Source organism: Streptomyces sp. CB02414, assembly GCF_001905385.1.
Taxonomy (GTDB): Bacteria; Actinomycetota; Actinomycetes; order Streptomycetales; family Streptomycetaceae; genus Streptomyces.
On record NZ_LIPF01000006.1, the window covers coordinates 104,193 to 130,649 of the forward strand.

20 protein-coding genes and 1 tRNA gene are annotated in these 26,457 nt (G+C 71.4%); 12 read left to right on the forward strand and 9 right to left on the reverse strand.

Annotated features, from left to right (window positions below):
• The first annotated feature begins 67 nt into the window (after window positions 1-67).
• Window positions 68-979 carry a hypothetical protein gene (locus AMK11_RS20310; RefSeq protein ID WP_073729246.1) on the forward strand — a complete coding sequence of 304 codons (912 nt, stop codon included), beginning with the start codon at window positions 68-70 and terminating at the stop codon, window positions 977-979.
• Window positions 980-1,025: 46 nt separating this feature from the next.
• Here AMK11_RS20310 and AMK11_RS20315 read toward each other — a convergent pair whose 3' ends face one another.
• Together AMK11_RS20315 and AMK11_RS20320 are read right to left on the reverse strand one after the other, a co-directional pair.
• A complete protein-coding gene (locus AMK11_RS20315) occupies window positions 1,026-1,769 on the reverse strand; it encodes an N-acetyltransferase (RefSeq protein ID WP_073729248.1) in 744 nt (247 codons plus the stop codon).
• A gap of 18 nt (window positions 1,770-1,787) precedes the next feature.
• Window positions 1,788-2,558 carry an HNH endonuclease family protein gene (locus tag AMK11_RS20320; RefSeq protein WP_073729250.1) on the reverse strand — a complete coding sequence of 257 codons (771 nt, stop codon included), beginning with the start codon at window positions 2,556-2,558 and terminating at the stop codon, window positions 1,788-1,790.
• 135 nt (window positions 2,559-2,693) lie between these two features.
• On the opposite strand from AMK11_RS20320, the gene AMK11_RS20325 reads away from it, so the two are divergent.
• Entirely contained in the window at window positions 2,694-2,894 is a 201-nt protein-coding gene (locus tag AMK11_RS20325) for an antitoxin (protein ID WP_073729251.1), read from the forward strand.
• Between the two features lie 78 nt (window positions 2,895-2,972).
• On the opposite strand, the gene mfd is transcribed toward AMK11_RS20325, so the two are convergent.
• The 3 genes from mfd to AMK11_RS20340 form a co-directional block, all read right to left on the reverse strand.
• Window positions 2,973-6,506, reverse strand: coding sequence for a transcription-repair coupling factor (gene mfd / locus AMK11_RS20330; protein ID WP_073729253.1), 3,534 nt, complete (start codon window positions 6,504-6,506; stop codon window positions 2,973-2,975).
• Between the two features lie 352 nt (window positions 6,507-6,858).
• On the reverse strand, window positions 6,859-9,426 hold the full coding sequence (locus AMK11_RS20335) for an ABC transporter permease (RefSeq protein ID WP_073729255.1): 2,568 nt from the start codon (window positions 9,424-9,426) through the stop codon (window positions 6,859-6,861).
• Window positions 9,423-10,211 (reverse strand): ABC transporter ATP-binding protein, encoded by a 789-nt coding sequence (locus tag AMK11_RS20340; RefSeq protein ID WP_073729257.1) that lies wholly within the window; start codon window positions 10,209-10,211, stop codon window positions 9,423-9,425. Before AMK11_RS20340 ends, AMK11_RS20335 begins: the two co-directional genes overlap by 4 nt.
• Window positions 10,212-10,666: 455 nt before the next feature.
• Here AMK11_RS20340 and AMK11_RS20345 point away from each other — a divergent pair, with 455 nt between their 5' ends.
• From AMK11_RS20345 to AMK11_RS20355, 3 genes are all read left to right on the forward strand, one after another.
• Window positions 10,667-12,193: an MFS transporter gene (locus AMK11_RS20345; protein WP_073729259.1), complete on the forward strand. Its 1,527-nt coding sequence runs from the start codon at window positions 10,667-10,669 to the stop codon at window positions 12,191-12,193.
• A 199-nt stretch (window positions 12,194-12,392) separates the two neighbouring features.
• The gene (locus AMK11_RS20350) at window positions 12,393-12,836 is read left to right on the forward strand and encodes a DUF485 domain-containing protein (protein ID WP_073729261.1); all 444 of its coding nucleotides are present in this window, start codon (window positions 12,393-12,395) and stop codon (window positions 12,834-12,836) included.
• Window positions 12,833-14,443 (forward strand): sodium/solute symporter, encoded by a 1,611-nt coding sequence (locus AMK11_RS20355; RefSeq protein ID WP_073729263.1) that lies wholly within the window; start codon window positions 12,833-12,835, stop codon window positions 14,441-14,443. The genes AMK11_RS20350 and AMK11_RS20355 overlap by 4 nt, the downstream gene beginning before the upstream one ends.
• Before the next feature lie 22 nt (window positions 14,444-14,465).
• Here AMK11_RS20355 and AMK11_RS20360 read toward each other — a convergent pair whose 3' ends face one another.
• From AMK11_RS20360 to AMK11_RS20370, 3 genes are all read right to left on the reverse strand, one after another.
• Entirely contained in the window at window positions 14,466-15,356 is an 891-nt protein-coding gene (locus tag AMK11_RS20360; protein WP_073729789.1) for a cellulose-binding protein, read from the reverse strand.
• 180 nt (window positions 15,357-15,536) lie between these two features.
• A complete protein-coding gene (locus tag AMK11_RS20365; RefSeq protein WP_073729265.1) occupies window positions 15,537-18,158 on the reverse strand; it encodes an SUKH-4 family immunity protein in 2,622 nt (873 codons plus the stop codon).
• 7 nt (window positions 18,159-18,165) lie between these two features.
• On the reverse strand, window positions 18,166-19,158 hold the full coding sequence (locus AMK11_RS20370) for an SMI1/KNR4 family protein (protein ID WP_073729267.1): 993 nt from the start codon (window positions 19,156-19,158) through the stop codon (window positions 18,166-18,168).
• 287 nt (window positions 19,159-19,445) lie between these two features.
• On the opposite strand from AMK11_RS20370, the gene AMK11_RS20375 reads away from it, so the two are divergent.
• Both AMK11_RS20375 and AMK11_RS20380 read left to right on the forward strand, forming a co-directional pair.
• Window positions 19,446-19,976 (forward strand): YwqJ-related putative deaminase, encoded by a 531-nt coding sequence (locus AMK11_RS20375; RefSeq protein WP_073729790.1) that lies wholly within the window; start codon window positions 19,446-19,448, stop codon window positions 19,974-19,976.
• Between the two features lie 53 nt (window positions 19,977-20,029).
• On the forward strand, window positions 20,030-20,524 hold the full coding sequence (locus AMK11_RS20380; RefSeq protein ID WP_073729269.1) for an SUKH-3 domain-containing protein: 495 nt from the start codon (window positions 20,030-20,032) through the stop codon (window positions 20,522-20,524).
• Window positions 20,525-20,544: 20 nt separating this feature from the next.
• On the opposite strand, the gene AMK11_RS20385 is transcribed toward AMK11_RS20380, so the two are convergent.
• Window positions 20,545-21,867, reverse strand: coding sequence for a sensor histidine kinase (locus AMK11_RS20385; protein ID WP_073729271.1), 1,323 nt, complete (start codon window positions 21,865-21,867; stop codon window positions 20,545-20,547).
• Between the two features lie 134 nt (window positions 21,868-22,001).
• Between AMK11_RS20385 and AMK11_RS20390 the strand changes: the two genes are divergently transcribed.
• From AMK11_RS20390 to AMK11_RS20410, 5 genes are all read left to right on the forward strand, one after another.
• Window positions 22,002-22,874, forward strand: a complete 873-nt coding sequence (locus tag AMK11_RS20390) for a terminase gpP N-terminus-related DNA-binding protein (protein ID WP_073729791.1) — start codon at window positions 22,002-22,004, stop codon at window positions 22,872-22,874.
• An 8-nt stretch (window positions 22,875-22,882) separates the two neighbouring features.
• Window positions 22,883-22,955, forward strand: a tRNA-Gln gene (locus AMK11_RS20395).
• Window positions 22,956-23,070: 115 nt separating this feature from the next.
• Window positions 23,071-24,519, forward strand: coding sequence for a bifunctional UDP-N-acetylglucosamine diphosphorylase/glucosamine-1-phosphate N-acetyltransferase GlmU (gene glmU, locus AMK11_RS20400; protein ID WP_073729273.1), 1,449 nt, complete (start codon window positions 23,071-23,073; stop codon window positions 24,517-24,519).
• A 131-nt stretch (window positions 24,520-24,650) separates the two neighbouring features.
• A complete protein-coding gene (locus AMK11_RS20405) occupies window positions 24,651-25,625 on the forward strand; it encodes a ribose-phosphate diphosphokinase (protein WP_073729275.1) in 975 nt (324 codons plus the stop codon).
• Window positions 25,626-25,830: 205 nt separating this feature from the next.
• Window positions 25,831-26,421 (forward strand): 50S ribosomal protein L25/general stress protein Ctc, encoded by a 591-nt coding sequence (locus AMK11_RS20410; RefSeq protein WP_073729277.1) that lies wholly within the window; start codon window positions 25,831-25,833, stop codon window positions 26,419-26,421.
• Window positions 26,422-26,457 lie beyond the last annotated feature (36 nt).

The following is a 26,457-nucleotide window of genomic DNA, read 5'->3' on the forward strand; positions in this document are numbered from 1 at the left end:
TCACCGCAGCTCGTTCAACCGCAGTCCATCGTTCACCGCTCGCTGGGATTCCTGGGGGGACTCCGCCATGCGCCGGCCCGCACGCCGCACCACGTTCACCGCTCTCTTCCTCGCCGCGGTGGCCACCGCGAGCCTGACCGGATGCCAGTCCGGCCAGGACGACTCCGGGAGGGCCGGCGGCTCCGACGAAACCGGAGCCACTGCGTCCGCCTCCAGCACGGCTTCCGGGGCGAAGGCGGACGCGGACTCGGAGCCGGACAAGGACAAGAACCCGGAGAAGTCGCCGTCGGCCTCGGCCTCCGGGTCGGCGGAGCCGTTCGCCGGTCTGAGTGCCGACGAGATCTCCGACCGCGCCCTGGAGGCCACCATCGGAGCCCGCTCGCTGCGGATGACCGGCGACGTCCCGGACGAGGAGAGCGGCGGCACGATACGGATCGACCTCGCCCTGGACCGGAAGGGCGAGTGCGCGGGCACCATGAGCATGGACGGCCAGGGCGAGGCCGAGCTCATCAAGACCGGTGACGCGGTCTACATGAAGTACGACGAGCGGTTCCTGCGGGCGCAGAGCAAGGGCGAGCCGCAGGCGGACACGGAGGCCCTCGTGTCGCTGCTGGCCGACCGGTGGACCAAGATGTCCGCCACCGGTCCGGACGCGAAGGACATGACGAGCTTCTGCGACCTGGACACGATGCTGGACGGCACGGACGGCGACGCCGACGACGGCGATCCGGTGCTGACCCGCGGCGAGGCCACCACCGTCGACGGCACGCCCGTGCTCGTCCTGTGGGAGACGGACGGCGCGGACCGCAGCAAGCTCTACATCGCCTCCGAGGGCAAGCCCTACCTGGTGCGCTTCGAGAACAAGTCCGAGAACGAGGCCGGCACCCTCACCTTCAGCGACTACGACGAGCCGGTGCCCGCCGACGCCCCCACCGGGGACGTCATCGACCTGGACGCGGTGAACGGGCGCAACGCCTGACCGGCGTACGGCACCCGCCGCGCACGCCCCGGCCCGGCCCGGGAGGTCACAGCGGGTGCCGCATCCACACGTTGGGCTCCACGTACACCGCGTAGCCGCGCTCCGGTTCGCAGCGCACCGGCACCAGGGCGCCGGGGACCTCGACGTCCCCGGCGGTGTCGAAGGGCAGTCCCGTCCAGTCCCGCCACTGTTGCAGTGAGCCGGAGACGGTCATGGAGGCCGGGGCCACGGAGTCGAGGGTGGCGCCGGCCCGCGCGTGGACGCGCAGCCAGGGGTCGTGGGGCAGGCCGTCCGGGCGCAGGCGGCGGGCGTACTCCTCGATGGGTACGCGGGGTTCGAGGTGCTTGGCGCTGGGCCGGACGGGGGCGACGACCTCGCGAAAGCCGCGGGTGCGGGCGTTGTCGCGCATCGCGGCGAGCATCCTGCCGGACAGGCCGCGCCCCTGCGCGTGCGGGGCGACGGTGACGGAGATAGCGCTGACGGTGTCGGGGCGCACCCCGCGGCGCAAGTCGCCGAAGGCCCAGACGAGCACCTCGGCCCAGCCGCGGGCGGGCAGCGTGCCACGCCCCTCGGTGTGCAGGGCGAACGGCACGCTGTGGCCGTGGGCGACGACCTCGCCGTACTCGTCCTCCGCGAACTGCACGTACTGAGGCAACTCGACGGCGATGCGCGGATAGTGGGCGTTGCCCGAGAGGTCCTCGACGGCGAACGCGGGCCAGCTGTCGGCCATCTCCCGGACCCGGTCCAGCATCTCCGGGCGCTCGGCGAGGCTCGAAACCCTCAGCTCCATGTCTTCGGCTCCATGCCGTCAGCCGCCGCACTGGCGGGACATCATCCGCTTGTCCGGAGCCGTGACCGCCAACTCGTACTTGGCGGCGACCTGCGCGAAGCGGACCGCGTAGGCGCAGCGGACCGACTTGTCGGGCGGCAGCCAGGAGGCCGGTCCGGAATCGCTTTTGGCGGAGTTGGCCCGGCCCTGCACCGGGATGAGGTTGAGCGGGTCGTTGGCCAGTTGCTCGCGCTTGTTCTCGGACCACCGCGAGGAGCCCAGCTGCCAGCTGTAGGACAGCGGCACGACGTGGTCGATCTGGACCTCGCTCGCCTCCTGCTTGCGCCACTCGATGGTGGTGCCGGTGTACGGGTCGTCCAGCGTCATGGCGACGACCACGCAGTCCGACCCGGAGCGGAAGCGCAGGTCCTGCCCGTCGCGCCGGAGCAGGTCGTTGCGGGTGTCGCAGCCGTTGCGGGCGTACGGTACGCCGTCGGCCGTGTCCATCCAGGCGTAGCCGAACTCGTCGCGGTCGTACCCCGTCCTGGGCCCGCGTCCCTTCGTGTCCAGGCCGTCGATGAGCTCGCGGGCGGTGGCCCGGTCGGTGTCGCCCGTGACGGGGGCCAGGCCGGGCCCGGTGCCGTCCGGGTTGCGCAGCGGGCTGACGGCCCGGCCCGCGGCCGGTGCCCCGGCGTTCTCCTCCGACGGCGTGGGCCCGCCGCCGTCGACGCCCTCGCACCCGGTGACCAGCGCCAGCACGAGGGCCGCGCCCGCGGCCCAGCCGTTACGGATCCTGCTCTGCCGCCCCATGCGCGCCCCTCCCCTTGCCGTTCGCAGGTACCACGGTAGCCAGGGAGAGGTTCAGACCAAAGGTGGCCTTATTGGGCATGCAGGACAAATCTGTCGTACGGTCGACAGTGAGTCACGTCTCGGAAGGAGCTCTGCATGGGCATCCTCGACAAGATGAAGAGCATGGCCGGCAAGGACAAGGACAGGTCCAGGAAGATGTCCGACGCGGCCGAGCGCCAGGTCAACCAGAGGACCGGCGGCAAGTACGAGAAGCACGTCGACACCGCGCAGCAGCAGGCCGAGGACAGGCTCGGCTTCGGGCGTGAGGGTGGAGGCGACCGGCCGGACCAGCGGTAGCTTCTGGACACGGCGAAGCCGTCCACGGGACCTGTCCCCGTGGACGGCTTCTTCTGCGGCTCCCTGGTCGGCCCGGGGTCAGGACCCCAGGATCGACGTCAGGAACTCCCCGACCCAGCCGAGCAGTTCGCGCCCGACCAGCGGCTTGCCGCCCACCTTCGCGGTCTTGGGACGCGGCACGAGGACCTGGTGGGTGCCCGCCTTGATGACGGAACCGGGGTAGAGCCGCTTGAGCCGCAGTTCCTGGGACTCGCGCAACTCCACCGGCGCGAAGCGGATGTTGTTGCCCTGAAGCACGATCTCGCCGACTGAGCACGCCCGCGCGAGCATGCGCAGCCCCGCGACCAGCAGCAGGTTCTCCACCGGCTCCGGCAGCTTGCCGTACCGGTCGACCAGTTCCTCGCGTACGGCCTTGACGTCCTCCTCGCTGTTGGCGGAGGCGATGGACCGGTACGCCTGGAGCCGCAGCCGCTCGCCGGGGGCGTAGTCGTGCGGGACGTGCGCGTCGACGGGCAGCTCGATCTTGACCTCGAGCGGCGGCTCCTCCTCGACCCCGCCCTCCAGGGAGGCCCGGTAGTCGGCGACCGCCTCGCCGACCATCCGCACGTACAGGTCGAAGCCGACGCCCGCGATGTGACCGGACTGCTCGCCGCCGAGCAGATTGCCGGCGCCGCGGATCTCCAGGTCCTTCATCGCCACGTACATGCCCGCGCCCATCTCGGTGTGCTGGGCGATGGTGGCCAGGCGCTCGTGCGCCGTCTCCGTCAGCGGCTTCTCCGGCGGGTAGAGGAAGTAGGCGTAGCCGCGCTCCCGGCCTCGGCCGACGCGGCCGCGCAGCTGGTGGAGCTGGCTGAGGCCGAAGTTGTCGCCGCGCTCGACGATGAGGGTGTTGGCGTTGGAGATGTCGATGCCGGACTCGACGATGGTCGTGGAGACCAGCACGTCGAACTTCTTCTCCCAGAAGTCGACGACGACCTGTTCCAGGGCCTGCTCGGACATCTGGCCGTGCGCGGTCGCGATCCGCGCCTCGGGCACGATCTCGCGGAGCTTGGCCGCCGCGCGGTCGATGGACTCGACGCGGTTGTGGATGTAGAAGACCTGGCCCTCGCGCAGCAGCTCGCGGCGGATCGCGGCGCCGATCTGCTTGTGCTCGTAGGGGCCGACGAAGGTCAGCACCGGGTGCCGCTCCTCCGGCGGGGTGGTGATCGTCGACATCTCGCGGATGCCGGTGACCGCCATCTCCAGGGTGCGCGGGATGGGCGTGGCGGACATGGTCAGGACGTCGACGTTGGCGCGCAGCTTCTTCAGCTGCTCCTTGTGCTCGACGCCGAAGCGCTGCTCCTCGTCGACGATGACCAGGCCCAGGTCCTTGAACTTGGTCTCCGAGGAGAACAGGCGGTGGGTGCCGATGACGATGTCCACCGAGCCCTCGCGCAGGCCCTCCAGGGTCGCCTTCGACTCGGTGTCGCTCTGGAAGCGGGAGAGCGCCTTCACGCTCACCGGGAACTGGGCGTAGCGCTCGCTGAACGTCCCGAAGTGCTGCTGCACCAGCAGGGTGGTGGGGACGAGCACGGCGACCTGCTTGCCGTCCTGGACGGCCTTGAAGGCGGCGCGGACGGCGATCTCGGTCTTGCCGTAGCCGACGTCGCCGCAGATCAGGCGGTCCATGGGGACCGTCTTCTCCATGTCCTCCTTGACCTCGGCGATGGTGGTGAGCTGGTCCGGGGTCTCGGCGTACGGGAAGGCGTCCTCCAGCTCGCGCTGCCACGGTGTGTCCGTGCCGAAGGCGTGGCCGGGCGCCGCCATCCGGGCGCTGTAGAGCTTGATCAGGTCGGCGGCGATCTCCTTGACCGCCTTCTTCGCGCGGGCCTTGGTCTTGGTCCAGTCCGCGCCGCCGAGGCGGTGCAGGGTGGGTGCCTCGCCGCCGACGTACTTGGTGATCTGCTCCAGCTGGTCGGTGGGGATGTAGAGGCGGTCGCCGGGCTGGCCGCGCTTGGCGGGGGCGTACTCCACGACCAGGTACTCGCGGGTGGCGCCCTGCACGGTGCGCTGCACCATCTCGATGTAGCGGCCCACGCCGTGCTGCTCGTGGACGATGTGGTCGCCCGCCTCCAGGGTGAGCGGGTCGATGGTCTTGCGGCGCCGGGCGGGCATCCGGGCGCCCTCGCGGCCGGCGGCCTTCTGCCCGGTCAGGTCGGTCTCGGTGAGGACGGCGAGCTTGAGGGCCCGGTCGACGAAGCCGTGGTCGACCGAGCCGCAGGAGACGTGGACGACGGAGGGGCTGAGCGTGTCCAGGTCGTTGTCGAGGCGGGCCGCGATGCCCTCGCCGCCGAGGACCTCGACGGTGCGGGCGGCCGGGCCGTGACCCTCGGTGAGGTAGACCGCGCGCCAGCCGTCGGCGAGCCAGCCCTTGGTGTCGGCCAGCGCCCTGGCGGTGTCGCCGCGGTAGGTCTCGGGGGCGTGCATGCCGAGCTTGAGTGTGTCGGCCTCTTCGAGCGCGTCGTCGGCGGCGAAGGGGGAGACCGACCACCACATCATGTCCAGTTCGCGGGCGCGGTCCCGGACGTCCGCGATGGACCACAGGGAGGCCGCGTCGACGTCGATCGGCGCCTCGCCGCCGCCGGCGGTGGCCGCCCAGGAGGCCTGGAGGAACTCCTGCGAGGTGGCGACCAGGTCGGCGGCGCGGGTGCGGACCCGCTCCGGGTCGCAGACCACCGCCATCGCGCCCTTGGGCAGCACGTCCAGCAGGAGCTCCATGTCGTCCACGAGGACGGGGGCCAGGGACTCCATGCCCTCGACCGCGATGCCCTCGGCGATCTTGCCGAGCAGTTCGCCCAGCTCGGGGTGGTCCTCGGCCAGGGCGGCGGCCCGCTCTCGTACGTCCTCGGTGAGCAGCAGCTCGCGGCAGGGCGGGGCCCACAGGCCGTGGTCGGCGACCTCCAGGGAGCGCTGGTCGGCGACCTTGAAGTAGCGGATCTCCTCGACGTCGTCGCCCCAGAACTCGACGCGGAGGGGGTGCTCCTCGGTCGGCGGGAAGACGTCCAGGATGCCGCCGCGCACGGCGAACTCGCCGCGCTTCTCCACCAGCTCCACGCGCGCGTACGCGGCGGCCGCCAGGGCCTCGACGACCTCGTTCAGGTCGGCGGTGGAGCCGGTGCGCAGGGCGACCGGCTCCAGGTCGCCGAGGCCCTTGACCTGCGGCTGGAGCACGGAGCGCACGGGCGCGACGACGACGGAGACCGGGCCGGTCTCGGGGTCGTCGGGGCGGGGGTGGGCGAGGCGGCGCAGTACGGCGAGGCGGCGGCCGACGGTGTCGCTGCGGGGGCTGAGCCGTTCGTGCGGCAGGGTCTCCCAGGAGGGGTACTCCACGACGCCCTCGGGCGGCAGCAGGGAGCGCAAGGCGGCGCCCAGGTCCTCCGCCTCACGTCCCGTCGCGGTCACCGCCAGCACGGGGCGGCCCGTCTCGCGGGCCAGCGCGGCGACCGAGAAGGCACGGGCGGCGGGCGGGCCGACCAGGTCGACGTGCATGCGGTTGCCGTCTGCGGCCGCCGTGATCGCTTCTGCGAGGGCGGTGTCCTTGACGACGGCGTCGAGCAGACCGTGCAGGCTCATGGAGGGGGCGCTTCCGTCCTGGGTGCTGGGGTGGACAACACGAGTAGCCCGGCGGGGTGAGGGCCGGGGGTGTCCAGCGTACGACGCTGCGGTCGCGGGCGCGGGGGGCTGTGGACAGCGTGGGGTGCGTGGTGGCCGGCGCCGCGGTTGCCGTACCAGGGGGCTCCGCCCCCTGGACCCCCGGAGGACCTGTGCCCACCCTCCCCCACGCTCGGTTGCGCTCGCGCGGGGGCCCCATCCCGACTCGGTGGGCTGAAAGGTGAACGAAAAAGCCCGGCGTCGAGTCCGTGACGGACTCGACGCCGGGCCCTTCCCCCGCAACCCCCGTATGCGGTGGCCGGCGGGTCGGGTGCTACTCCGTCGCGATCGCGTTCAGGACGTTCATGCGGCCGGCGCGGAAGGCCGGGACCAGGGCCGCGAACAGGCCCACGAAGGCGGAGCCGATGAAGACGCCGATGATCGTCGGCCAGGGGATGTCGAGGACGTTCAGTCCCTCCAGGGCGAGCAGCTTCTGTGCCGTGGCGCCCCAGCCCATGCCCAGCCCCAGGCCCAGCAGGGCACCGAAGAGGGCGATGACGACGGACTCCATGCGGATCATCCGGCGCAGCTGGCGGCGGGAGAGGCCGATCGCCCGCATCAGGCCGATCTCGCGGGTCCGCTCGACCACCGACAGCGCCAGCGTGTTCACCACACCGAGGACCGCGACGATGATCGCCAGGGCGAGCAGGCCGTAGACCATGTTCAGCAGCTGGCCGATCTGGTCCTTCAGCTCCTGCTTGTAGTCGGTCTGGTCGGCCACCTGGTACTGCGGGTAGGCGTCCAGGGACTTCTTCAGCGCCGCGTACGCCTGGTCCGCCTGGCCGTCCTCGGCCTTGGCGAACATGATCGTGTTCGGCGGGACGTTCTCGGCCGGCAGGTACTTCCGCATCGTCTCGATGCTGATGTACCGCGCGCCCTGGTCGATGGCGACGTCGTCGCTCGTGATCGCGGCGACCTTGAGCTTCGCGGTCTCGCCGCCCTCGAAGGCGACGGAGATCGTGTCGCCGACGTGCACGCCGTGCTTCTTGGCGTAGTCCGAGCCGACCGACATGGCGTCGGTGCCGTAGGCGGCGGAGAGCTCGCCCTCGGTCGTCGCGCGGCGCACGTCCTGGGCGTAGGTCGGGTCGGCGGCCGTGACTCCGTCGTCGTCGGTCTTGCCGTCGGGCGAGGTCAGCGTGGCGTCGAGCATCTTGTAGCGGGTGACGTGCTCCAGGCCGGGCGTGTCCTGCATCGCCTTCTCGGCCTGCGGCACGATCCGCTGGTTGCCCTGGACGATGAAGTCCGCGCCGACCGTCTTGTCGAGCTCGCTGGTGGCCGAGGCGACCATGGAGGAGCCGACGACGGACAGGCACGCCACCAGCGCGAGGCCGATCATCAGGGCGGCACCGGTGGCGCCGGTGCGGCGCGGGTTGCGCAGGGCGTTGCGCTCGGCCAGCCGCCCCACCGGGCCGAAGGCCCGCAGCAGCACCGCACTGATCGCCCGGACCACGAAGCCGGCGAGCAGCGGGCCGATGACGACGAAGCCGATGAGGGACAGCACGATGCCCGCGCCGAGCATCATCGAGCCCTCGCTCGCCTTGTCGGCCGCGGCGGCCGTGAACAGGGCCGCGGCGCCGGCACCGGTGAGGACCAGGCCGATCAGCCCGCGTATCCGGCCGGCCTTGCCGTCGGCCGGGGTGCCGGCGTCGCGCAGGGCGGCCATCGGGGAGATCTTGCCGGCGCGGCGGGCCGGCAGGTAGGCGGCCAGGACCGTGACCACGATGCCGAGGACCAGGCCGACCACCGGGGTCGTCGTCTTGATGGTCAGGTCGTCGGTGGAGAGGTTCATGCCCGCCGCCGACATCAGCTTCATCAGTCCGACGGCGATGCCGACACCGGCGGCGACGCCGAGGACCGAGCCGACGATGCCGAGCAGGAACGCCTCGACGAGGACCGAGCGGTTGACCTGCCGGCGGGAGGAGCCGATGGCCCGCATCAGGCCGATCTCACGGGTGCGCTGGGCGACCAGCATGGAGAAGGTGTTGATGATCAGGAAGATGCCGACCAGGAACGCGATGCCGGCGAAGCCGAGCATGGCGTACTTGATGACGTTCATGAACTCGCCGACGTCCGCGCGGCCTTCGTCGGACGCCTCCTTGGCGGTCTGGACCTTGAAGGCGCCGCCGTCCAGGGCGGCGGAGACGTTCTGCTTGAGCTGTGCGTCGGTGACGCCGGCCGAGGCGGTGACGTTGAACTGGCTGAAGCGGTCGGTGCCGCCGAGCAGCTGGCGCTGGGCGGTGGGGGTGTCGAAGTAGACGACCGCGGCACCGGGGTTGGTGACGGTGAAGGAGGCGATACCGACGATCTTCGCCTTGAAGTCGCCGGTCTGCGCGATGGTGCGCAGCTCGTCGCCGATCTTCAGGTCGTGCTTGTCGGCGGTGTCGGAGTCGACCATGGCCTCGGTCGGGCCGCGCGGCGCGTGCCCCGACGTGATCTCCATCGACCGCAGGTCGTTCCTGGTCCAGTTCCCGGCGAGGGTCGGGGCGCCGCTGGTGGCTCCCACGTTGTCGTTGTCCGCGTTGACCACGGTCACGTTCATCGAGACGACCGCGCCCTCGGCCGACTCGACGCCCTCGGCCGCGCGGATCTTCTCCAGCGTGGACGCCGGAAGCGACTCGGGCACCCCGTTCTGCGGCGTGTCCTCGGCCTCGGCGTCCTTCGGGGCGACCGTGACGTCCGACGAGGTGACCGCGAACAGCTTGTCGAAGGTGGTGTTCATGGTGTCCGTGAACACCAGGGTGCCGCACACGAACGCCACCGACAGCAGCACCGCCACCGCCGAGAGCGCCATGCGGCCCTTGTGCGCGAGGAAGTTGCGCATCGAGGTCTTCACGACGGTCATGACGTGCGCCCCCGGGCGTCGAAGTCCTTCATCCGATCCAGGACGGCCTCCGCGGTCGGCCGGTGCATCTCGTCGACGATCCGGCCGTCGGCGAGATACAGCACCCGGTCCGCGTAGCTGGCGGCCACCGGGTCGTGGGTGACCATCACGATGGTCTGGCCCAGCTCGTCCACCGACCGGCGCAGGAAGCCCAGCACCTCGGCGCCGGCGCGCGAGTCGAGGTTGCCGGTCGGCTCGTCACCGAAGATGATCTCGGGCCGGGCGGCCAGCGCCCGGGCCACGGCGACACGCTGCTGCTGGCCGCCGGAGAGCTGGGTCGGCCGGTGCTTGAGCCGCCCGGCGAGCCCGACGGTCTCCACGACCCGCTCCAGCCACGCCCGGTCGTACTTGCGGCCGGCGATGTCCATGGGCAGCGTGATGTTCTCGATCGCGTTCAGCGTCGGGAGCAGGTTGAACGCCTGGAAGATGAAACCGATCCGGTCCCGGCGCAACTGCGTGAGCTTCTTGTCCTTCAGGCCGGTTATCTGGGTCTCGTCGAGGTAGATCTGCCCGCCGGTGACGGTGTCCAGGCCCGCCAGGCAGTGCATCAGCGTGGACTTGCCGGAGCCCGACGGCCCCATGATCGCGGTGAACTGACCGCGGGCGATGTCCACGTCCACGTGGTCCAGGGCGACGACCCGGGTCTCGCCCGCCCCGTACGCCTTCACGACCTGCCGCGCCCGCGCGGCAACGGCCGTACGCCCTCCAGTGCTCCCGTGTGCGGGAATACTTACGGCCGATGTCATGTCAAGTCTCCTATGTCGGTCATCACCTGTGCCGCCGGTGCCGGCGGTGAACGCTGAGCTGTACCGCGGGTCGTGCGAGTGGTCGTGCGCTGGAACGTGTCGCTGCTACGTCGAAGAGTCTGGCCGGAACCGGGTGCCGAGCGCGCTGAGGAAGAGCGCACTCTTCTGCTGGGGAAAACCCCACCCCCACGGGTCCGGTTCGCCGCCCCCCAGCGGCGTAAAGCCAGATTAAGGACCCCGCCGGGCACCTCTCGTCCTCCGTCGGTACGAACCCTCCCCGACCCGTAGTACGGAGGTACCCCTAGGGGCAGTCCACCCTCCGGTGGAGCCGGACTCAGGGTGGCCCTCCGCCTCAGGACGCACCGAGCATCCACCCTCCCGCGACGTCAGGGTCAAGTGGGAAGCTGAACCCCGCGGATGGATGCAGGGGGAACACAACAGAAGGGGGCGCACGGGTGGACGGCACCAGGTCGGCGGTGGACGAGGCCGCACCCGGCACGGGCCCGGACCGGCGCGGTGCCGTCGTCGCCGCGCTGATGCTCGCGATGGCGCTGTCCGCGCTCGACGCCACCATCGTCTCCACCGCCGTCCCGCAGATCGTCGGCGACCTCGGCGGCTTCTCCCTCTTCTCCTGGCTCTTCTCCGGCTACCTGCTGGCCGTCACCGTCACGCTGCCCGTCTACGGCAAGCTCTCCGACACCTTCGGCCGCAAGCCGGTCCTGGTGGTGGGCGCGGCGCTGTTCCTTCTCGGCTCCCTGCTGTGCGCGCTGGCCTGGAACATGGCCGCCCTCATCGCCTTCCGCGTCCTCCAGGGCCTGGGCGGCGGCGCACTGCAGGGCACGGTGCAGACCCTCGCCGCCGACCTGTACCCGCTCAAGGACCGGCCCAGGATCCAGGCCCGGCTCTCCACCGTGTGGGCGGTGTCGGCCATCGCGGGCCCCGGCGTCGGGGGCGTGCTGGCCACGTACGCCGACTGGCGCTGGATCTTCCTCATCAACCTGCCGATCGGCGCCCTCGCCCTGTGGCTGATCGTCCGTCACCTGCACGAGCCGCCGCGCGACGGGCCCTCACGGCGGGGCGACGGCACGCGCGCGCGGGTCGACTGGGCGGGCGCGCTGGCCGTGTTCGCCTGCGGGGGCGTGCTGCTCATCGCCCTGGTGCAGGGCGGGGTGGCCTGGCCGTGGCTGTCGGCGCCCTCGCTCGCCCTGTTCGCCGCCGGCCTCGTCCTGCTGGCGGCCGTGGTGGTGATCGAGCGCCGCGCGGCGGAGCCGATCATCCCGGGCTGGGTGTGGCGCCGTCGCACGATCGCCGCGGTGAACCTCGCGCTCGGCGCCCTGGGCGTACTCATGGTGGCGCCGACCGTGTTCCTGCCCACCTACGCCCAGTCGGTGCTGGGCCTGGCGCCCGTGGCCGCCGGTTTCGTGCTGTCCGTGTGGACGCTGAGCTGGCCGGTGTCGGCGGCCCTGAGCCAGCACGTGTACCGCAGGATCGGCTTCCGCAACACGGCGATGCTCGGCATCGGCACCGCGTCGCTGCTCCTGTTCGCCTTCCCCTTCCTCCCCTACCCCGGCGAGGCCTGGCAGCCGACGCTGCTGATGCTGCTGCTCGGCGGCGCGCTCGGCCTCTTCCAGCTGCCGCTCATCGTCGGCGTCCAGTCCACGGTCGGCTGGGCGGAGCGGGGCACGGCGACCGCGTCCGTGCTCTTCTGCCGCCAGACCGGCCAGACCGTCGGCGCGGCGGCCTTCGGCGCGATCGCCAACGGGGTGCTGGCCGCACGGCTCGGCGCGACGGACGGCACCGGCGCCGGGGACCTCGACTCCGTGACCCGGGCGCTGGATTCGGGCACCGCCGGGGAGTCCGTACGACGGGCGATCGCCGACGCCGTGCACGCGGTCTACCTGGGCGCGGCGGGTGCGGCGGCGCTGGCGTTCCTGGTGCTGCTGCTGGTGGCGCCGCGCCGGTTCCCGGTGCTCCAGGATTGAACTCGCGGACCGCTGGACCCGGCAAAGGCGCAGGTTAACGCGGGTAACACCCTGAGGGCGGCGCGGCAGGCGCATACCGACCAACCAGTTTGGCCAAAACGCAGCGCCCCACGTGACCGGCGAGTAGCGTGCGTGGCCCCCACCCCCCACCTCCCTGCGGTCCGCCGCCCCGGACCCGAGCCACGCAAGGAGCCCCGGGATGTCCTACGACCCGTCCCCGTCGTACCCGCACCGCCCACCACCGCCCCCGTACCAGCCCCCGCAGCCCTACCAACATCAGCGGCCCTCCCCCTACCCGCACCCCACCCGCCCCCGGCCCCCTCGCCGGGCCCCCCTCGGGCACCACAGCGACCTCCGGGTCCTGCGCACCGCCTACCGCTGGCAGCGGCGCACCGCCACACTCACCGCGCTCGGCTACTTCACACTGTTCCTGTTCCTGTCCGCGTACACCCCCGGCTTCATGACCGGCACCACCTTCGCCGGCGGCCTCCCCACCGGACTGCTGCTCGCCCTGCTCCAACTCCCCGTCACCTGGCTGGCGATCGCGCTGTACGAGCACACCGCCCGCCGCCACGTCGACCCGCTCGCGGACCGCATCCGCAAGGAGGCCGAACTGGACGCCCGGCGGGGGGCGGGACGATGACGGAGTTCAGCGGCAACGCCCAGACGATGGCCCTGGTCGGCTTCACCGCCGTCGCTACCATCACCCTGCTCCTGTGCGTGATGACCGGCCCCGACCGGGACGACCTCGACGAGTTCTACACCGGCTACAGCTCCCTGTCCCCCATGCGCAACGGCCTGGCGATCGCCGGCGACTACATCTCCGCGGCGACCGTCCTCGGCACCGGCGGCGTCATCGCGCTCTTCGGCTACGACGGTGTCGTCCTGGCGCTCAGCACCGCCCTGTCACTGATGCTGCTGATGTTCCTGCTGGCCGAACCCCTGCGCAACGCGGGCCGGTTCACCATGGGCGACGCGCTCGCCCGCCGGATGCCCGGACGCGGCGTCCGCATCGCGGCCTGCGCGGTGACCATCGCCGCCCTGCTGCCCCTGATGCTGGTGCAGCTCGCGGGCACCGGCCAACTGCTCGCCTTCGTCCTCGGCTTCTCCGGCGAATCACTGGAGACCGGCTGCATCATCGGGCTGGGCGTACTGATGATCAGCTACGCGGCGATCGGCGGCATGAAGGGCACCGCCCTCATCCAGATCCTCAAGATGGTGATGCTGCTCGGTTCGGGCGCCGTGATCGCCGTACTGATCCTCAACCGCTTCGACTGGGACCCGGGCGCGCTGTTCGACGCGGCGGCCGGCAACAGCGGCGCGGGGCCGGCCTTCCTGAACTCGGGGCTCCAGTTCGCGGGCGGTCCCCACCCCGAGGCCGACATGATCACCTCGCAGCTGACCGTCGTCCTCGGCGGCGCCTGCCTCCCCCACGTCACCATGCGCATGTACACCGCGTCCTCCGCCCGCCAGGTGCGCCGCTCGATGTCCTGGGCGGTCTCCAGCGTGGCCCTGTTCGTGCTGGTCATCACGGTGGTCGGCTTCGGTGCGACGGCGCTGGTGGGGCGTGCGGTCATCGCCGGGATCGACCCGCAGGGCAACACCGCCTACCTGCTCGGCTCCCAGGCCGCGTTCGGCGCCCAGGTCTCCACTGCGGAGACCTTCCTGTTCACGACCGTCACCACGGCCGTCTTCCTCACCCTGCTCGCCTCCGTCGGCGGCATGATCCTCGCCTGCGCCAACTCCCTGGCCCACGACGTCTTCGCCACCCGCGTGCAGGAACTGTCACCGCGCCGCGAGATGACGCTCGCCCGCCTGTCCGCCCTGGCCGTCGGCATCCCCGCGATCGTCCTCGCCACCCTCGTCCAGCACCGCAGCCTCCAGCCCCTGGTCACCCTCTCCTTCTGCCTGGGCGCCTCGGCCATCGCCCCCGCCCTGGTCTACGGCCTCTTCTGGCGCCGCTACACCCGCGCCGGCCTGCTCAGCACCCTCGTCGGCGGCTCGCTGGCCGTCCTGCTGCTGATGCCGGGCACCAACCTGGTCTCCGGCTCACCCGTCTCGATGTTCCCCGACGCCGACTTCAACTGGTTCCCGTTCACCACGACCGGCCTGGTCTCCATCCCCCTCGGCTTCGCCTGCGGCTGGCTCGGCACCATGCTCTCCGGCCGGCGCAAGGCGGAGGAACAGCGCCGGCACTACGAGGCCGTGGAGGGCTGGATCCTGGCGGGCGCGGTCCGCAGAGGGGAGTGACGGCGACGCCGGCGGTACGGCGTCACTCCACCGCCCGGCCCGTCAGCGAACTGAGGTTGCTGCGCACGGACGCCACATGGGCCTGGAGTTCGTCCCACCGCTCCCCGTGCTCGTGCAGCACCCGCTCCGTCTCACGGGCGATCCGTTCCTGACGGGCCCGGGCCCCGGCGACCGTCTCCGACGCCCGGGCCCGGGCCTCCTCCTGCCACCGCACGGCGGCCTCCTCCGCCCCGGCCAGCTCCGCCCTCGCCTCGGACAGCTCCCGCTCGGCGCGCGCCAGCAGCTCCGCGTGGTGCGCGTCCGCGGCCCGCGACGCCTCCTCCCGCGCACGGTCCTGCGCGGCCTCCCGCTCGGCGTGCTCCCCGCTCTGCTCGGCCAGCATCCCGGTGGTCCGCCTCCGCATCTCGCGCAGCGCGGCCAGCGCCTGACCGCGCCCGGCCTTCACCTCGCGCCGCGCCGCGATCCGCACCTCGTCGGCCTCCGCCCGCGCCGCCAGCAGCCGCTGCCGGTGCCGCTCGTCAGCCTCCGCGCGTACGTCGTCGGCGTGCGCCTGCGCCGCCTCGCACACCCCGGCCGCGTACGCCCGCGCGTCGGCCAGCAATCCGTCCGCCTCGGCCCGCGCCCCCTCCCGAACGGCCTCCGCCTCCTCCCGACCGAGCCGGAACAGGGACCGCGCGCGCTCCCCGAGCGCCTCGTAGTCCTGCGCCGGGAGCCGCGCCACCACCTCCCGCAGCCCCTCCAGCTCCGTGCCCATCTCCCGGGCGAGCACGGTGAGCCGGGCGGCACGCTCCCAGGCCGCGTCCCGCTCCTCGCAGAGGGCCGCGACCAACTCCTCCACCTGTTCCGGACGGTAGCCGCGCTCGCGCCCGCGTACGGTCACGAAGCCGTGAGGGGACGCCGATGCGCTGGTCATGCTCATCACCCCTGTGGGGAACCTGCCGCAGTAAATGGACTCAACCGACTTTATGGATCGGACGTAAGCCCCCATAATGCGACACACCGGGCCAGCCTCCGCATGCAAAAGGGGTGGGGCCCGGCCGCCTCACCGGCCGACCGGGCCCCACCCCTCGCGTACGTCAGCTGCGCCGCGGCCTCACAGCAGCCCGTCCCACATCTGCTCCAGCAGCACCGACCACCAGCTCTCCGGCGACCCGAGCGCCGCCGGGTCCAGCGCGGCCAACTGCGCCTGGAAATCAACCGTCCAGCGACCCGCCTGCTCCTGGTTCAGACCGAACCTGAGCCGCCACATCCGGCCCAGCAGCGCCATACAGCGCGCGAACTCCGGCAGCCCCGTGTTCACGAACTGCGGCGGCACCGCAGCACCGCCCGGCCCCGCCTCCACCGGCACCGCCACGATGGCCGCCGTACCGTACTGCACACAGATCGCCCGGCCGAAGTCACTGCCCACGACCAGATACGACCCCGCGTCCGGGGCCGGCTGCACCCCGCGCTCCGCCGCCAGCTCCGCCAGCGTCGGCACCGGACGGCCCGGCTGGGCCTGCGCCCAGAAGAACGGACCCATGTCCATCGGCAGACCCGCCGCCACCAGCGTGTGCGCCACCACCGGCGGCACACCCTGCCGGGACACCGCCGCCTGCTCGAACCGGAACACACCCGGCCCGAAGGCCCCGGCCAGCTCCTGCCCGATCGCCTCCGGCGGAACCGGCGGCACCGGCTGCACCTGCGGCAGCGGCGCCCGCACCGGCGCCGGACGAGCCGGCCCGTCGGCCACCTGGTGCAGCTCACCCTGGTGCTCCAGCAACTGCTGCATGCCCTGCTGCCGGCTCGCGTGATCCGTGCCGTACGGCGCGATGGAGGTGATCCGCGCCTGCGGCCACTGCTCCCGGATCATCCGCGCGCAGTAGGCGCCCGGCAGCTCGCACGACTCCAGCTCCGTGTGCAGCTCCAGCACCTGGTCCGGCGGCACGTTCATGGCCCGCAGCTCATGGAAGATCTGCCACTCCGGGTGCGGCGTACCCGGCGCCGAACGCCGGATCAGCTGCTGCTCGGAACCGTCCTGCGCGCGGTAGCGCAGCACCGCCTGGTAGCCGGGACCGACGGTCGGCATACCGGCGGGCGGCTGCGGATAGCCGTACGCCGGCGGCGCACCCGGCACCGGCCCGCCGGGCGGCGGCATCGCGCCGGGCGGCGGCACCGCGCCGGGCGGCACGGGCTGCGCGGCGCCCGGAGCGCCGGGCACACCCGGAGCACCCGGAGGCGGCGGAGGCGTGCCGGGGCCGCCCGCCGGGGGCGCGGCCAGCACGGTCTGCGCATGATGCACGGCACCACCCGCACCACCGGAGGAACCACCCGGCACACCGGGAGCCGCGGGAGGCGGCGGCGCACCAGGACCACCCTGCGCACCCTGCGCACCCGGCACGCCCGGAGCGGCCGGAGGACCAGGAGGTGCGGGCGGCTGCGGCGCCCCGCCGCCCGTCCGGCCCGGATCGGCCAGCATCGTGGCGGCGTGATGCACCCCGCCCGGCGGCGTACCCGGAGCACTGGGCGGAGGCGGCGTACCCGGAGCGCTCGGCGGAGGCGGCGTACCCGGCCCACCGGGCGCACCCTGACCAGCCGGCGGCTGCGGCACGCTCGGCGGTGGCGGCGTCCCCGGACCACCGCCCGGACCCTCGGGACCGAGCGACGACACCAACTGCGTCGGCACATAGCCACCCGCCGGAGTGGCCGGCCCGCCCGGACCGGCGGGCGCCGAAGGCGGAGGCGTGGCACCCGGACGCGCGCCCGGCACACCCGGGGCACTCGGCGGAGGCGGCGTCGTCGAACCACCGCCGCGACGCGGCGGAGGGGTCGCCTTGCTCGTCGCGGCGTCCGCGATGTCCCCGGCGTTCGGTGCCGGCGGGCGGGCCGGCGTGGCGGACGCCCCCGGACCGGCCGGCGGCGCACCCGCCCCCGCGGACCCCAAAGCGGACGGGGCCGACGCGTTCGGGTCGTCGATCGCCGGCGACAGCGCCGTCGGCGGAAGCTGACTGCCGCCCGACATCAGCGCCGTCTTGGCCTCCGGCGTCGCCGAGGGCGGCGGGGTACCCCCGTCGACATCGCTCAGCGGCGGCGCGAACACCGTCTCCGGCAGCGGAACGGAACGGTCCTCACCGGCATCGGCGTTGGTGTCCGTCCCCGCCCAGGGCGTCGCCCCGGCAGGCGCACCCGGCACACCGGAGCCACCGGACGCACCCTCGCCCGCACCGGAATCACCCGCACCGGCCGCAGGCCACCCCGCACCACTCCCCTGCGCGCCGCCCGAAACGGCAGGAGCCGCCGAAGCCGCAGCACTCGAACCAGCACCGGAACCGGCAGTGTCGCGATCCCCCCGCCGATCCGGAACCCCCAGCTTGTCCGCCGCCTCCTGCAACCACTCCGGCGGACTCAACAAGAACGACGTCTGATTCAGATCCACCCGCGCCGCAGGCGCCGGCACCGGCTCCGCCGCCTCCTCCGGACGGCCGTACTCCTCCTCGTACCGGCGGATCACCTCACCCACCGGCAACGCGGGCCACAACGTCGCCTCACCACTGTCCCGCGCGATCACCAGCCGCTGCGCGCCCCCGTCCGAACGCGGCCCCTCCGCACGGTCCTCGGCCCACACCACGAACCCCAGACCGAACTCCCGCACCCGCACCTCACGGTGCTGATACGCCGGCAGCTCGCCGTTGACCCACTCCTCCGCACGCTCCTGCGCCTGCGCGAACGTCACCATCGCCAGCTCACTCCCCTACCGACGCCGACACGGGCACCGCACGCGCGAAACCGCCGTCCACCATCAGGTTCGCCACCGTCTCCAACTCCGGCGGAGAACCCGCCAGCCGCGACAGGAACGCGTCGAAATCCTCACCGCACGGCAACAGCAACCGCTCCACCCGCTCCGCCGGCGCCATCGACGGATCAACGTCCCGCACGTCGTCGTACGCGCAGAACCACACCGAACCGATCCGCTCGCCCTTCACCTTCACCGCGAGCAGACCACCCTGCACGAACGCGACGCCCAGATAGTCCTTGGTCAGATGGTCCCGCAGACACTTGTTCACGTACACCAGGTCATTGACCGCCGCCTCCTCACGCACCGTGAAGAACGGCTGGTCCACCAGCAACCCCAGCTCCGCGTCCAACGCCGTACCCACCGGCGCACAGCCGCCCGCCGCCTTCAGGAACGACCGGTACGCACCCGGCAACCGGTACCCCAGGTCCTCCTCAACCCCCAGCACCTGCTGCTCCGACACCGCCACACCCGACTTCGGCAGCCCGAAATGCGCCGGACGCGTCTCCTGCAACGGCCGCGTACCACGCTTGCCCTGGTCCACCGCCGCCGTCGCGATCCCGCCGTGATGCCGCAGCAGCGCCTTCACCTCGACCGGCACCAGCTCCATCCGCCGCGACCCCGCCACGTGGTGCCACGTCCAGCCGTGCGGCGTCGCCACCGCCGGCACCGTGCCCCACAACTCGTGCCCCGACGCCGACAACGCCGCGTTCGCCGACACGTAGTCCGTCAACCGCAGCTCGTCGACCCCGAAACCCTCCGGCGGATCAGCGATCTCCGCCACCGCACGGGCATACGGCGAGAACACCGGGTAACCACCCTCGTCCACCCGTACCCCTCTCGGGTGACGGGCCGCCCGCACCGGATCCGGGAAATGCACGACCTGCCCGGCATAGGCCGCGTTCGGCGGCGCGGCCGCTTGCCCGAGCCGACCTGTCGTCATGGCGGTTGCCCCCTGCGGCGTCTGTCTGATCTGCCTGATCTGTCTGTCTGCACTGTCTGGTCACCGCACGCGAAGGCGGTGCCGACAGCCTATGCGGTACGACGAGAGGGGTCACCGGCACCGGACCCCGCACCCGACACACACCCCTCCGCTTCCGTGACCGGACGTCACCCTCCCGTGACGGAACGCCCATAACCGGGCGTGTCACCACGCCCCAGCTTCCGCACCAGCCACGCGATTTGGCACTCTGTGACCTTCGGGGGGATGTTCAGGAGGGGAAAATGATCATGAGTGCGACACAGACCGGACCCCACACCGGACGATCCGACGACCCCCGAAGCGGCGACCCCCGCATCGGCTGGAGCAGCGCGGACACCCACCACGCACCCACCCTCCTGCACCGCCGCGACGGCATACTCCCCACCGTCGCCGCCGCCCTCTCCGTCCGCGGCACCACCCTCACCGGCACCCCCACCCGCGCCGACACACCCCCCGCCCTGCACCACCTCGTACAGGACTTCCTCGACACCCTCACCAGCGGCCAACGCGACCGCTACACCGGCCGCTGCGCCGAAACCATCCTCATCTCACGCCACCTCGCCACCGCCGACGCCGCCCGCAGCAAACGCGCCTCCCGCAAACCCATGACCAACGGCGAAGCCCGCAAAGCACTCAAACACGCCAAACTCACCACCCGCCGCATCCGCGAGGACGGCGACCCCCTCCACGGCAGCTTCGCCACCCCCTGCCGCGCCTGCACCGCCCTCAGCGCCCACTTCGGCGTCCGCATCGTCGACCCCACCACCCACGACGACTGACCCCGACGACCACACCCGCGCCGCACCACACACCCGAAACGAACCAAGGGCAGATGCAAGCCGACCGCACCTCCACCACCCGCTTCCCCGTCCCCGTCGACGCCGCCCTCCGCGACGCCGGCTGGCAACCCGGACGCTGGGACATCAAACAGGCCGAAATCTGGGCCGACACCCTCCGCGAACACACCTCACCCGCAGGACACCGCCACACCGTCTTCCCCGCCGCAGTAGAAGCCTGGGCCGAATTCGGCGGCCTCCACATCACCCCCACCGGCCCCGGCCGCCACATCGCCCCCGCCACCCTCCACCTCGACCCCCTCCACGGCCTCCACATGGCCCGCACCCTCGGCGACCTCGGCCGCGCCCTCGACACCCAGGCCTGCCCCCTCGGCACCGAAACCGACAGCCAGACCCTCCTCGCCATCGACAACGAAGGCCGCGTCTACGCCCTCGACCACACCGGCGACTGGTACCTCGGCCCCGACATCGACCAGGCCCTCGCCACCCTCGTCGCCGGCACCCGGCCCACCCGCCTCACCACCGGCTGACCGCGCCGCACACCCCGCCGCTACGAGGCCGCCGGAATCACCGCCGACACCCTAAAACCCCCCGCATCCGTCGGCCCCGACACGAACACACCCCCCAGAGCAGCCACCCGCTCCTTCATCCCCACCAGCCCATTGCCACCCGACGGCAACCGCGCCGACTCCCCCGACGACCCCACCGGCGGCGGCTCGTTCTCCACCTGCATCGCGATCTCCGACACCCGATGCGCCAACCGCACATACGTCTTCGCACCCGCCGCATGCTTGTGCACGTTCGTCAACGCCTCCTGCACCACCCGGAACGCCGTCGACTCCACCACCGCCGCATACGACCGCTCCTCCCCCTCCACCGACAGATCCACGACCATCCCGGCCGCCGCCGACTGCCCGATCAACTCGTCCAACTCCGACAGACACGGCCCCTCACCCGACCGCTCCCCGTCGTCCGCCGCCCGCGAAGCCGCCGCCGCAGCCGCCACCCCCACCGCAGCCAACGGCACCGCCGCCCGCTCCGCCCGCGCACCCTCCCCACCGCTGCGCAGCACCCCGAGCATCTCCCGCAACTCCGTCAGCGCCTGCCGCCCCATGTCCCCCACCAGCGCGGCATTCTTCACCGCCTTCTCCGGATCCTTCCGCGCCACCGCCTGCAACGCCGCCGCATGCACCACCATCAGACTCACCCGGTGCGCCACCACGTCATGCATCTCCCGCGCGATCCGCGTCCGCTCCTCACCCCGCGCCCACTCCGCGCGCTCCTCCGCCCGCTCCGCGAGCAACTGCAGCTCCCGCTCCAGACTGTCCGCCCGCTCCCGCAGACTCTCCATCAACCGCCGCCGCTGCCCCACGTACAGACCCAGCAGCAACGGCGGCGCGGTCATCCCCAGCGACGTCGCGATCGACGCGAACGGAAGGAACCAGTCCCCCAGCTCCAGGCCGTCCCGCCGCATGTCCTGCCCCAGCCGCACGAACGTCACGATCAACGTCCCCAGGAACGTCATCCCGGCCAGCGCCCCGATGACCCGCCGCGGCAACTCCGACGCCGCCAGCGTGTACAGACCGACGATGCCCATCAGGAAACCCATCTGCGCCGGCGTGATGGCGATCGCCACCAGCACCACCGCGATCGGATACCTCCGCCGCACCACCAGCACCGAACCGGCCAGCACCCCGAAGACGACCCCCGCCGCCAACGGAATCCCGGCGTCCCGAGCGAACGGAATCCCCTCCGCCGCGCACTCCAACGCGGACACGGCACCGAGGCTCACATCGAGCACCGCACCGCGCCGCCTGCCCCACCACCAAGGCCCACCCCGGGCCGGTGCGTGGTCTTCCCCCGTCGTGGTCATGCCTCCAGCCTACGGGCGCCGGGCGCCCCATTTCCGGTGACTTTCGACAAACGATACGACGCGATATCCCTCGAACTGGTGAACCCTGCGCCGTACGGCGCCGGAGGCGAAGATTCCGGCCGGACGGTATGCCCATGGCACGTTCAGAGAACAAGTACGCGGACTTCGAAGGGTTGCGGGAGCGGGCGGTGGCGCTGCGGCGCGAGGGCCTGAGCCGCCGCCAGATCCGCGACCGGCTCCACGTCGACAACAACGACATCCTCAACCGGCTCCTGGAGGGCGAGCCGCCCCCGGAGTGGACGAAGCGCCCGAACGCGAAGGACGACGTACGGGAGCGGGCACGGGAGCTGCGGCTCCAGGGGTGGACCTACGACCAGATCCAGGTGGAGCTGGGGTGCAGCAAGAGCTCGATCTCGCTGTGGGTGCGGGACTTGCCGAAGCCGGAGCGGCGGGCGCCGTCAGAGCAAGCGAAGCTGGCCGCGCGGAAACGCTGGGAACACGAGCTGGCCATCCGTGATGAGGAGCGCCAGCGGACCAAGGAGGCCGCTGCCCGAGATATCGGCACCATGACCGATCGCGACCTGTTCGTGGCTGGTGTCGCCCTGTATTGGGCCGAAGGCACCAAGGACAAGCCGTATGACCGGCGAGAGAACGTGATCTTCGTCAACAGCGACGCCGGTGTGATCAAGCTGTACCTGGCTTGGCTGCGCCTCCTGGGGGTGGACCAGGATCGGCTGAAGTACCGAGTCATGATCCACATCACGGCAGACGTCGAGGGAGCGAAGCGGTACTGGGCCGATCTCGTCGGCGTGGACGTCTCCAAGTTCCAGAAGACGACGATCAAGAAGCACAACCCGAAAACCGTCCGCAAGAATGTGGGCGATACCTATCGTGGATGCTTGGTCATTCGCGTCGCGCAAGGCACCGACCTGTACCGGCGTATCGAAGGTTGGTGGGCGGGCATGGTCTCCGGGATCACGACACCGTCCGCCTCAGGTATGGTCTGACGCAGCCATCCGCCATGGGGTAACTGGTAGCCCGCGGGCCTTTGAAGCCCTGTAGTGCTGGTTCGAATCCAGCTGGCGGAGCTGCAAAGTTCGGGCCCCGACCCCCAAGGTCGGGGCCCGCACTCATACCCCCCACAAACCACCCCGGTATCCTGCGGATGTCCACCCCCACCCCCTCAAAGCCGAAGGGCATCCCGTGAGCGCCATTCGCCCGGCAGCCGTCGTCGTTCTCGCAGCGGGTGAGGGCACCCGTATGAAGTCGGCCACACCCAAGGTCCTCCACGAGCTGTGCGGCCGTTCCCTCGTCGGGCACGTGCTCGCCGCCGCCGGTGAGCTGGACCCCGAGAACCTGGTCGCCGTCGTCGGGCACGCCCGCGAGAAGGTCACCGCGCACCTCGCCGAGGTCGCTCCCGACGTCCGTACCGCCGTCCAGGAGCAGCAGAACGGCACCGGTCACGCGGTGCGGATGGGGCTGGAGGCGCTGGGCGGTGCCGTGGACGGGACGGTGGTCGTCGTCTGTGGTGACACTCCGCTGCTGACCGGCGAGACGCTGCGGGGCCTGGCGGCCACGCACTCCGCCGACGGGAATGCGGTGACCGTGCTGACGGCTGAGGTGCCGGACGCGACGGGGTACGGCCGGATCGTGCGGGACGGGGCTTCGGGTGCCGTGACGGCGATCGTGGAGCACAAGGACGCGTCGGAGTCGCAGCGGGCGATCCGTGAGATCAATTCCGGCGTCTTCGCCTTCGACGGGCGGCTGCTCGCCGACGCGCTGGGCAAGGTGCGGACGGACAACAGCCAGGGCGAGGAGTACCTCACCGACGTGCTCGGGATTCTGCGCGAGGCCGGTCATCGGGTCGGTGCGTCGGTTGCCGGTGATCACCGGGAGATCGCGGGGATCAACAACCGGGTGCAGTTGGCCGAGGCCCGCCGGATTCTGAACGAGCGGCTGCTGACGCGGGCGATGCTGGCCGGCGTGACGGTGGTGGACCCGGCGTCGACGTGGGTGGACGTGACGGTGACGTTCGAGCAGGACGTCGTCGTGCACCCGGGTACGCAGCTGCACGGTTCAACGCACCTCGCCGAGGGGGCCGAGGTCGGCCCGAATTCCCGGCTCACCGACACCCGCGTGGGTGCGGGCGCCCGTGTCGACAACACCGTTTCCCTCGGGGCCGATGTCGGTCCGGAGGCGACGGTCGGTCCGTTCGCGTATCTGCGTCCCGGGACCCGCCTCGGTCTCAAGTCGAAGGTCGGGACGTACGTGGAGACGAAGAACGCCTCGATCGGTGAGGGGACGAAGGTCCCGCACCTCTCCTACGTGGGTGACGCGACGATCGGTGAGTACACCAACATCGGTGCGGCGAGCGTGTTCGTGAACTACGACGGGCAGGACAAGCACCACACGACCATCGGGTCGCACTGCCGTACGGGTTCGGACAACATGTTTGTGGCTCCTGTCACTGTCGGGGACGGTGCTTACACCGCCGCCGGCTCGGTGATCACGAAGGATGTGCCGCCCGGTTCGCTGGCCGTGGCCCGTGGCCAGCAGCGGAATATCGAGGGTTGGGTGGCTCGTAAGCGTCCGGGGAGCGCGGCGGCGAAGGCGGCCGGGGCGGCGGCTCCGGAGGCCGGCGGCGAAGGCTGACCGGAAACCGGTGCGTCGATCTGGGCGTACCGTGATAAGTGCACATCCGCACCCCACCAGCTGAGACGCCCCCGCGGCCAGCGGGAGAGCGCCCGTGACGCTCAGCTGCGAACCTCTGAGGAGAAAGTGCTGTGACCGGGATCAAGACGACCGGCGAGAAGAAGCTGATGTTCTTCTCCGGCCGCGCCCACCCCGAGCTTGCCGAGGAGGTCGCCCATCAGCTGGGTGTCGGGGTCGTCCCGACGAAGGCCTTCGACTTCGCCAACGGCGAGATCTATGTGCGTTATCAGGAGTCGGCGCGTGGTGCGGACTGTTTCCTGATCCAGAGCCACACGGCTCCGATCAACAAGTGGGTCATGGAGCAGTTGATCATGATCGACGCGTTGAAGCGTGCGTCGGCTCGCTCCATCACGGTCATCGTGCCGTTCTACGGTTACGCGCGGCAGGACAAGAAGCACCGGGGGCGTGAACCGATTTCGGCGCGTCTGATCGCGGATCTGATGAAGACCGCGGGTGCGGACCGGATTCTGGCGGTGGATCTGCACACGGACCAGATTCAGGGCTTCTTCGACGGTCCGGTGGATCACCTGTTCGCGTTGCCGCTGCTGGCGGACTACGTGGGTGCGAAGGTGGACCGTTCGAAGCTGACGGTGGTGTCGCCGGACGCGGGCCGGGTGCGGGTGGCGGACCGTTGGTGTGACCGTCTGGGTGCGCCGCTGGCGATCGTGCACAAGCGGCGTGACAAGGACGTGGCGAACCAGGTCACGGTGCATGAGGTCGTGGGTGACGTGAAGGGGCGTATCTGCGTCCTGGTCGACGACATGATCGACACGGGTGGCACGATCTGTGCCGCGGCGGACGCGTTGTTCGCGCACGGTGCGGAGGACGTGATCGTGACGGCGACGCATGGTGTGCTGTCGGGTCCGGCGGCGGACCGGCTGAAGAATTCGAAGGTGAGTGAGTTCGTGTTCACGGACACGCTGCCGACGCCGTCCGAGCTGGAGCTGGACAAGATCACGGTGCTGTCGATCGCGCCGACGATCGCGCGTGCGGTGCGTGAGGTGTTCGAGGACGGTTCGGTGACGAGCCTGTTCGACGAGCAGTGAGCGTTCTGCAGTAACCGTTCTGCACAGCGCTGAGATCGTTTTGGGTGCGGCCTCCCTCTCCGAGTAGACTGCTGAAGTTGCTCGGCGAGGGAGGCCGTGCCCGTTTTCTCGGCGGGTGGTGGCTGTCCGTTATCGACGCGCTCTTCGTAGCAGGCCGTTCGTGGCCGGGTGACCACGTCCGTTTCTACCTCTACGAGGAGTGATCATGTCCGAGGTGAAGATCGCCGCCGCGACGCGCACCGAGTTCGGCAAGGGCGCTGCCCGCCGTATCCGTCGTGAAGACAACGTTCCCGGTGTCCTGTACGGCCACGGTTCGGACCCGCTGCACCTGACCCTGCCGGGCCACGCCCTGCTGCTGGCGCTGCGTACGCCGAACGTGCTGATCGCGCTGGACATCGACGGCAAGACGAACGAGCTGGCGATCCCGAAGTCGGTCCAGCGTGACCCGATCAAGGGCTTCCTGGAGCACGTCGACCTGCAGCTGGTGAAGCGCGGCGAGACCGTGACGGTCGAGATCCCGGTGCAGGCCGAGGGCGAGCTGGCCCCGGGTGGCAACCTGCTGGAGTACGTCCTGGACGCGCTGCCGGTCGAGGCCGAGGCCACGCACATCCCGGAGCAGGTCGTCGTGTCGGTGGCGGGTCTGGAGGCCGGTGCCTCGATCCTGGCCAAGGACGTCAAGCTGCCGTCCGGTGTGAAGCTGGCCGTCGAGGACGACGCCGTGGTGCTGCAGGTCCTGGCGTCGCAGGCGGAGGAGCCGGCGGCCGAGGGTGAGGGCGAAGAGGCCGCCGAGGCCTGATCGTCTCCCTTACGGTCTTTGTGTGGTCGGCCGCTG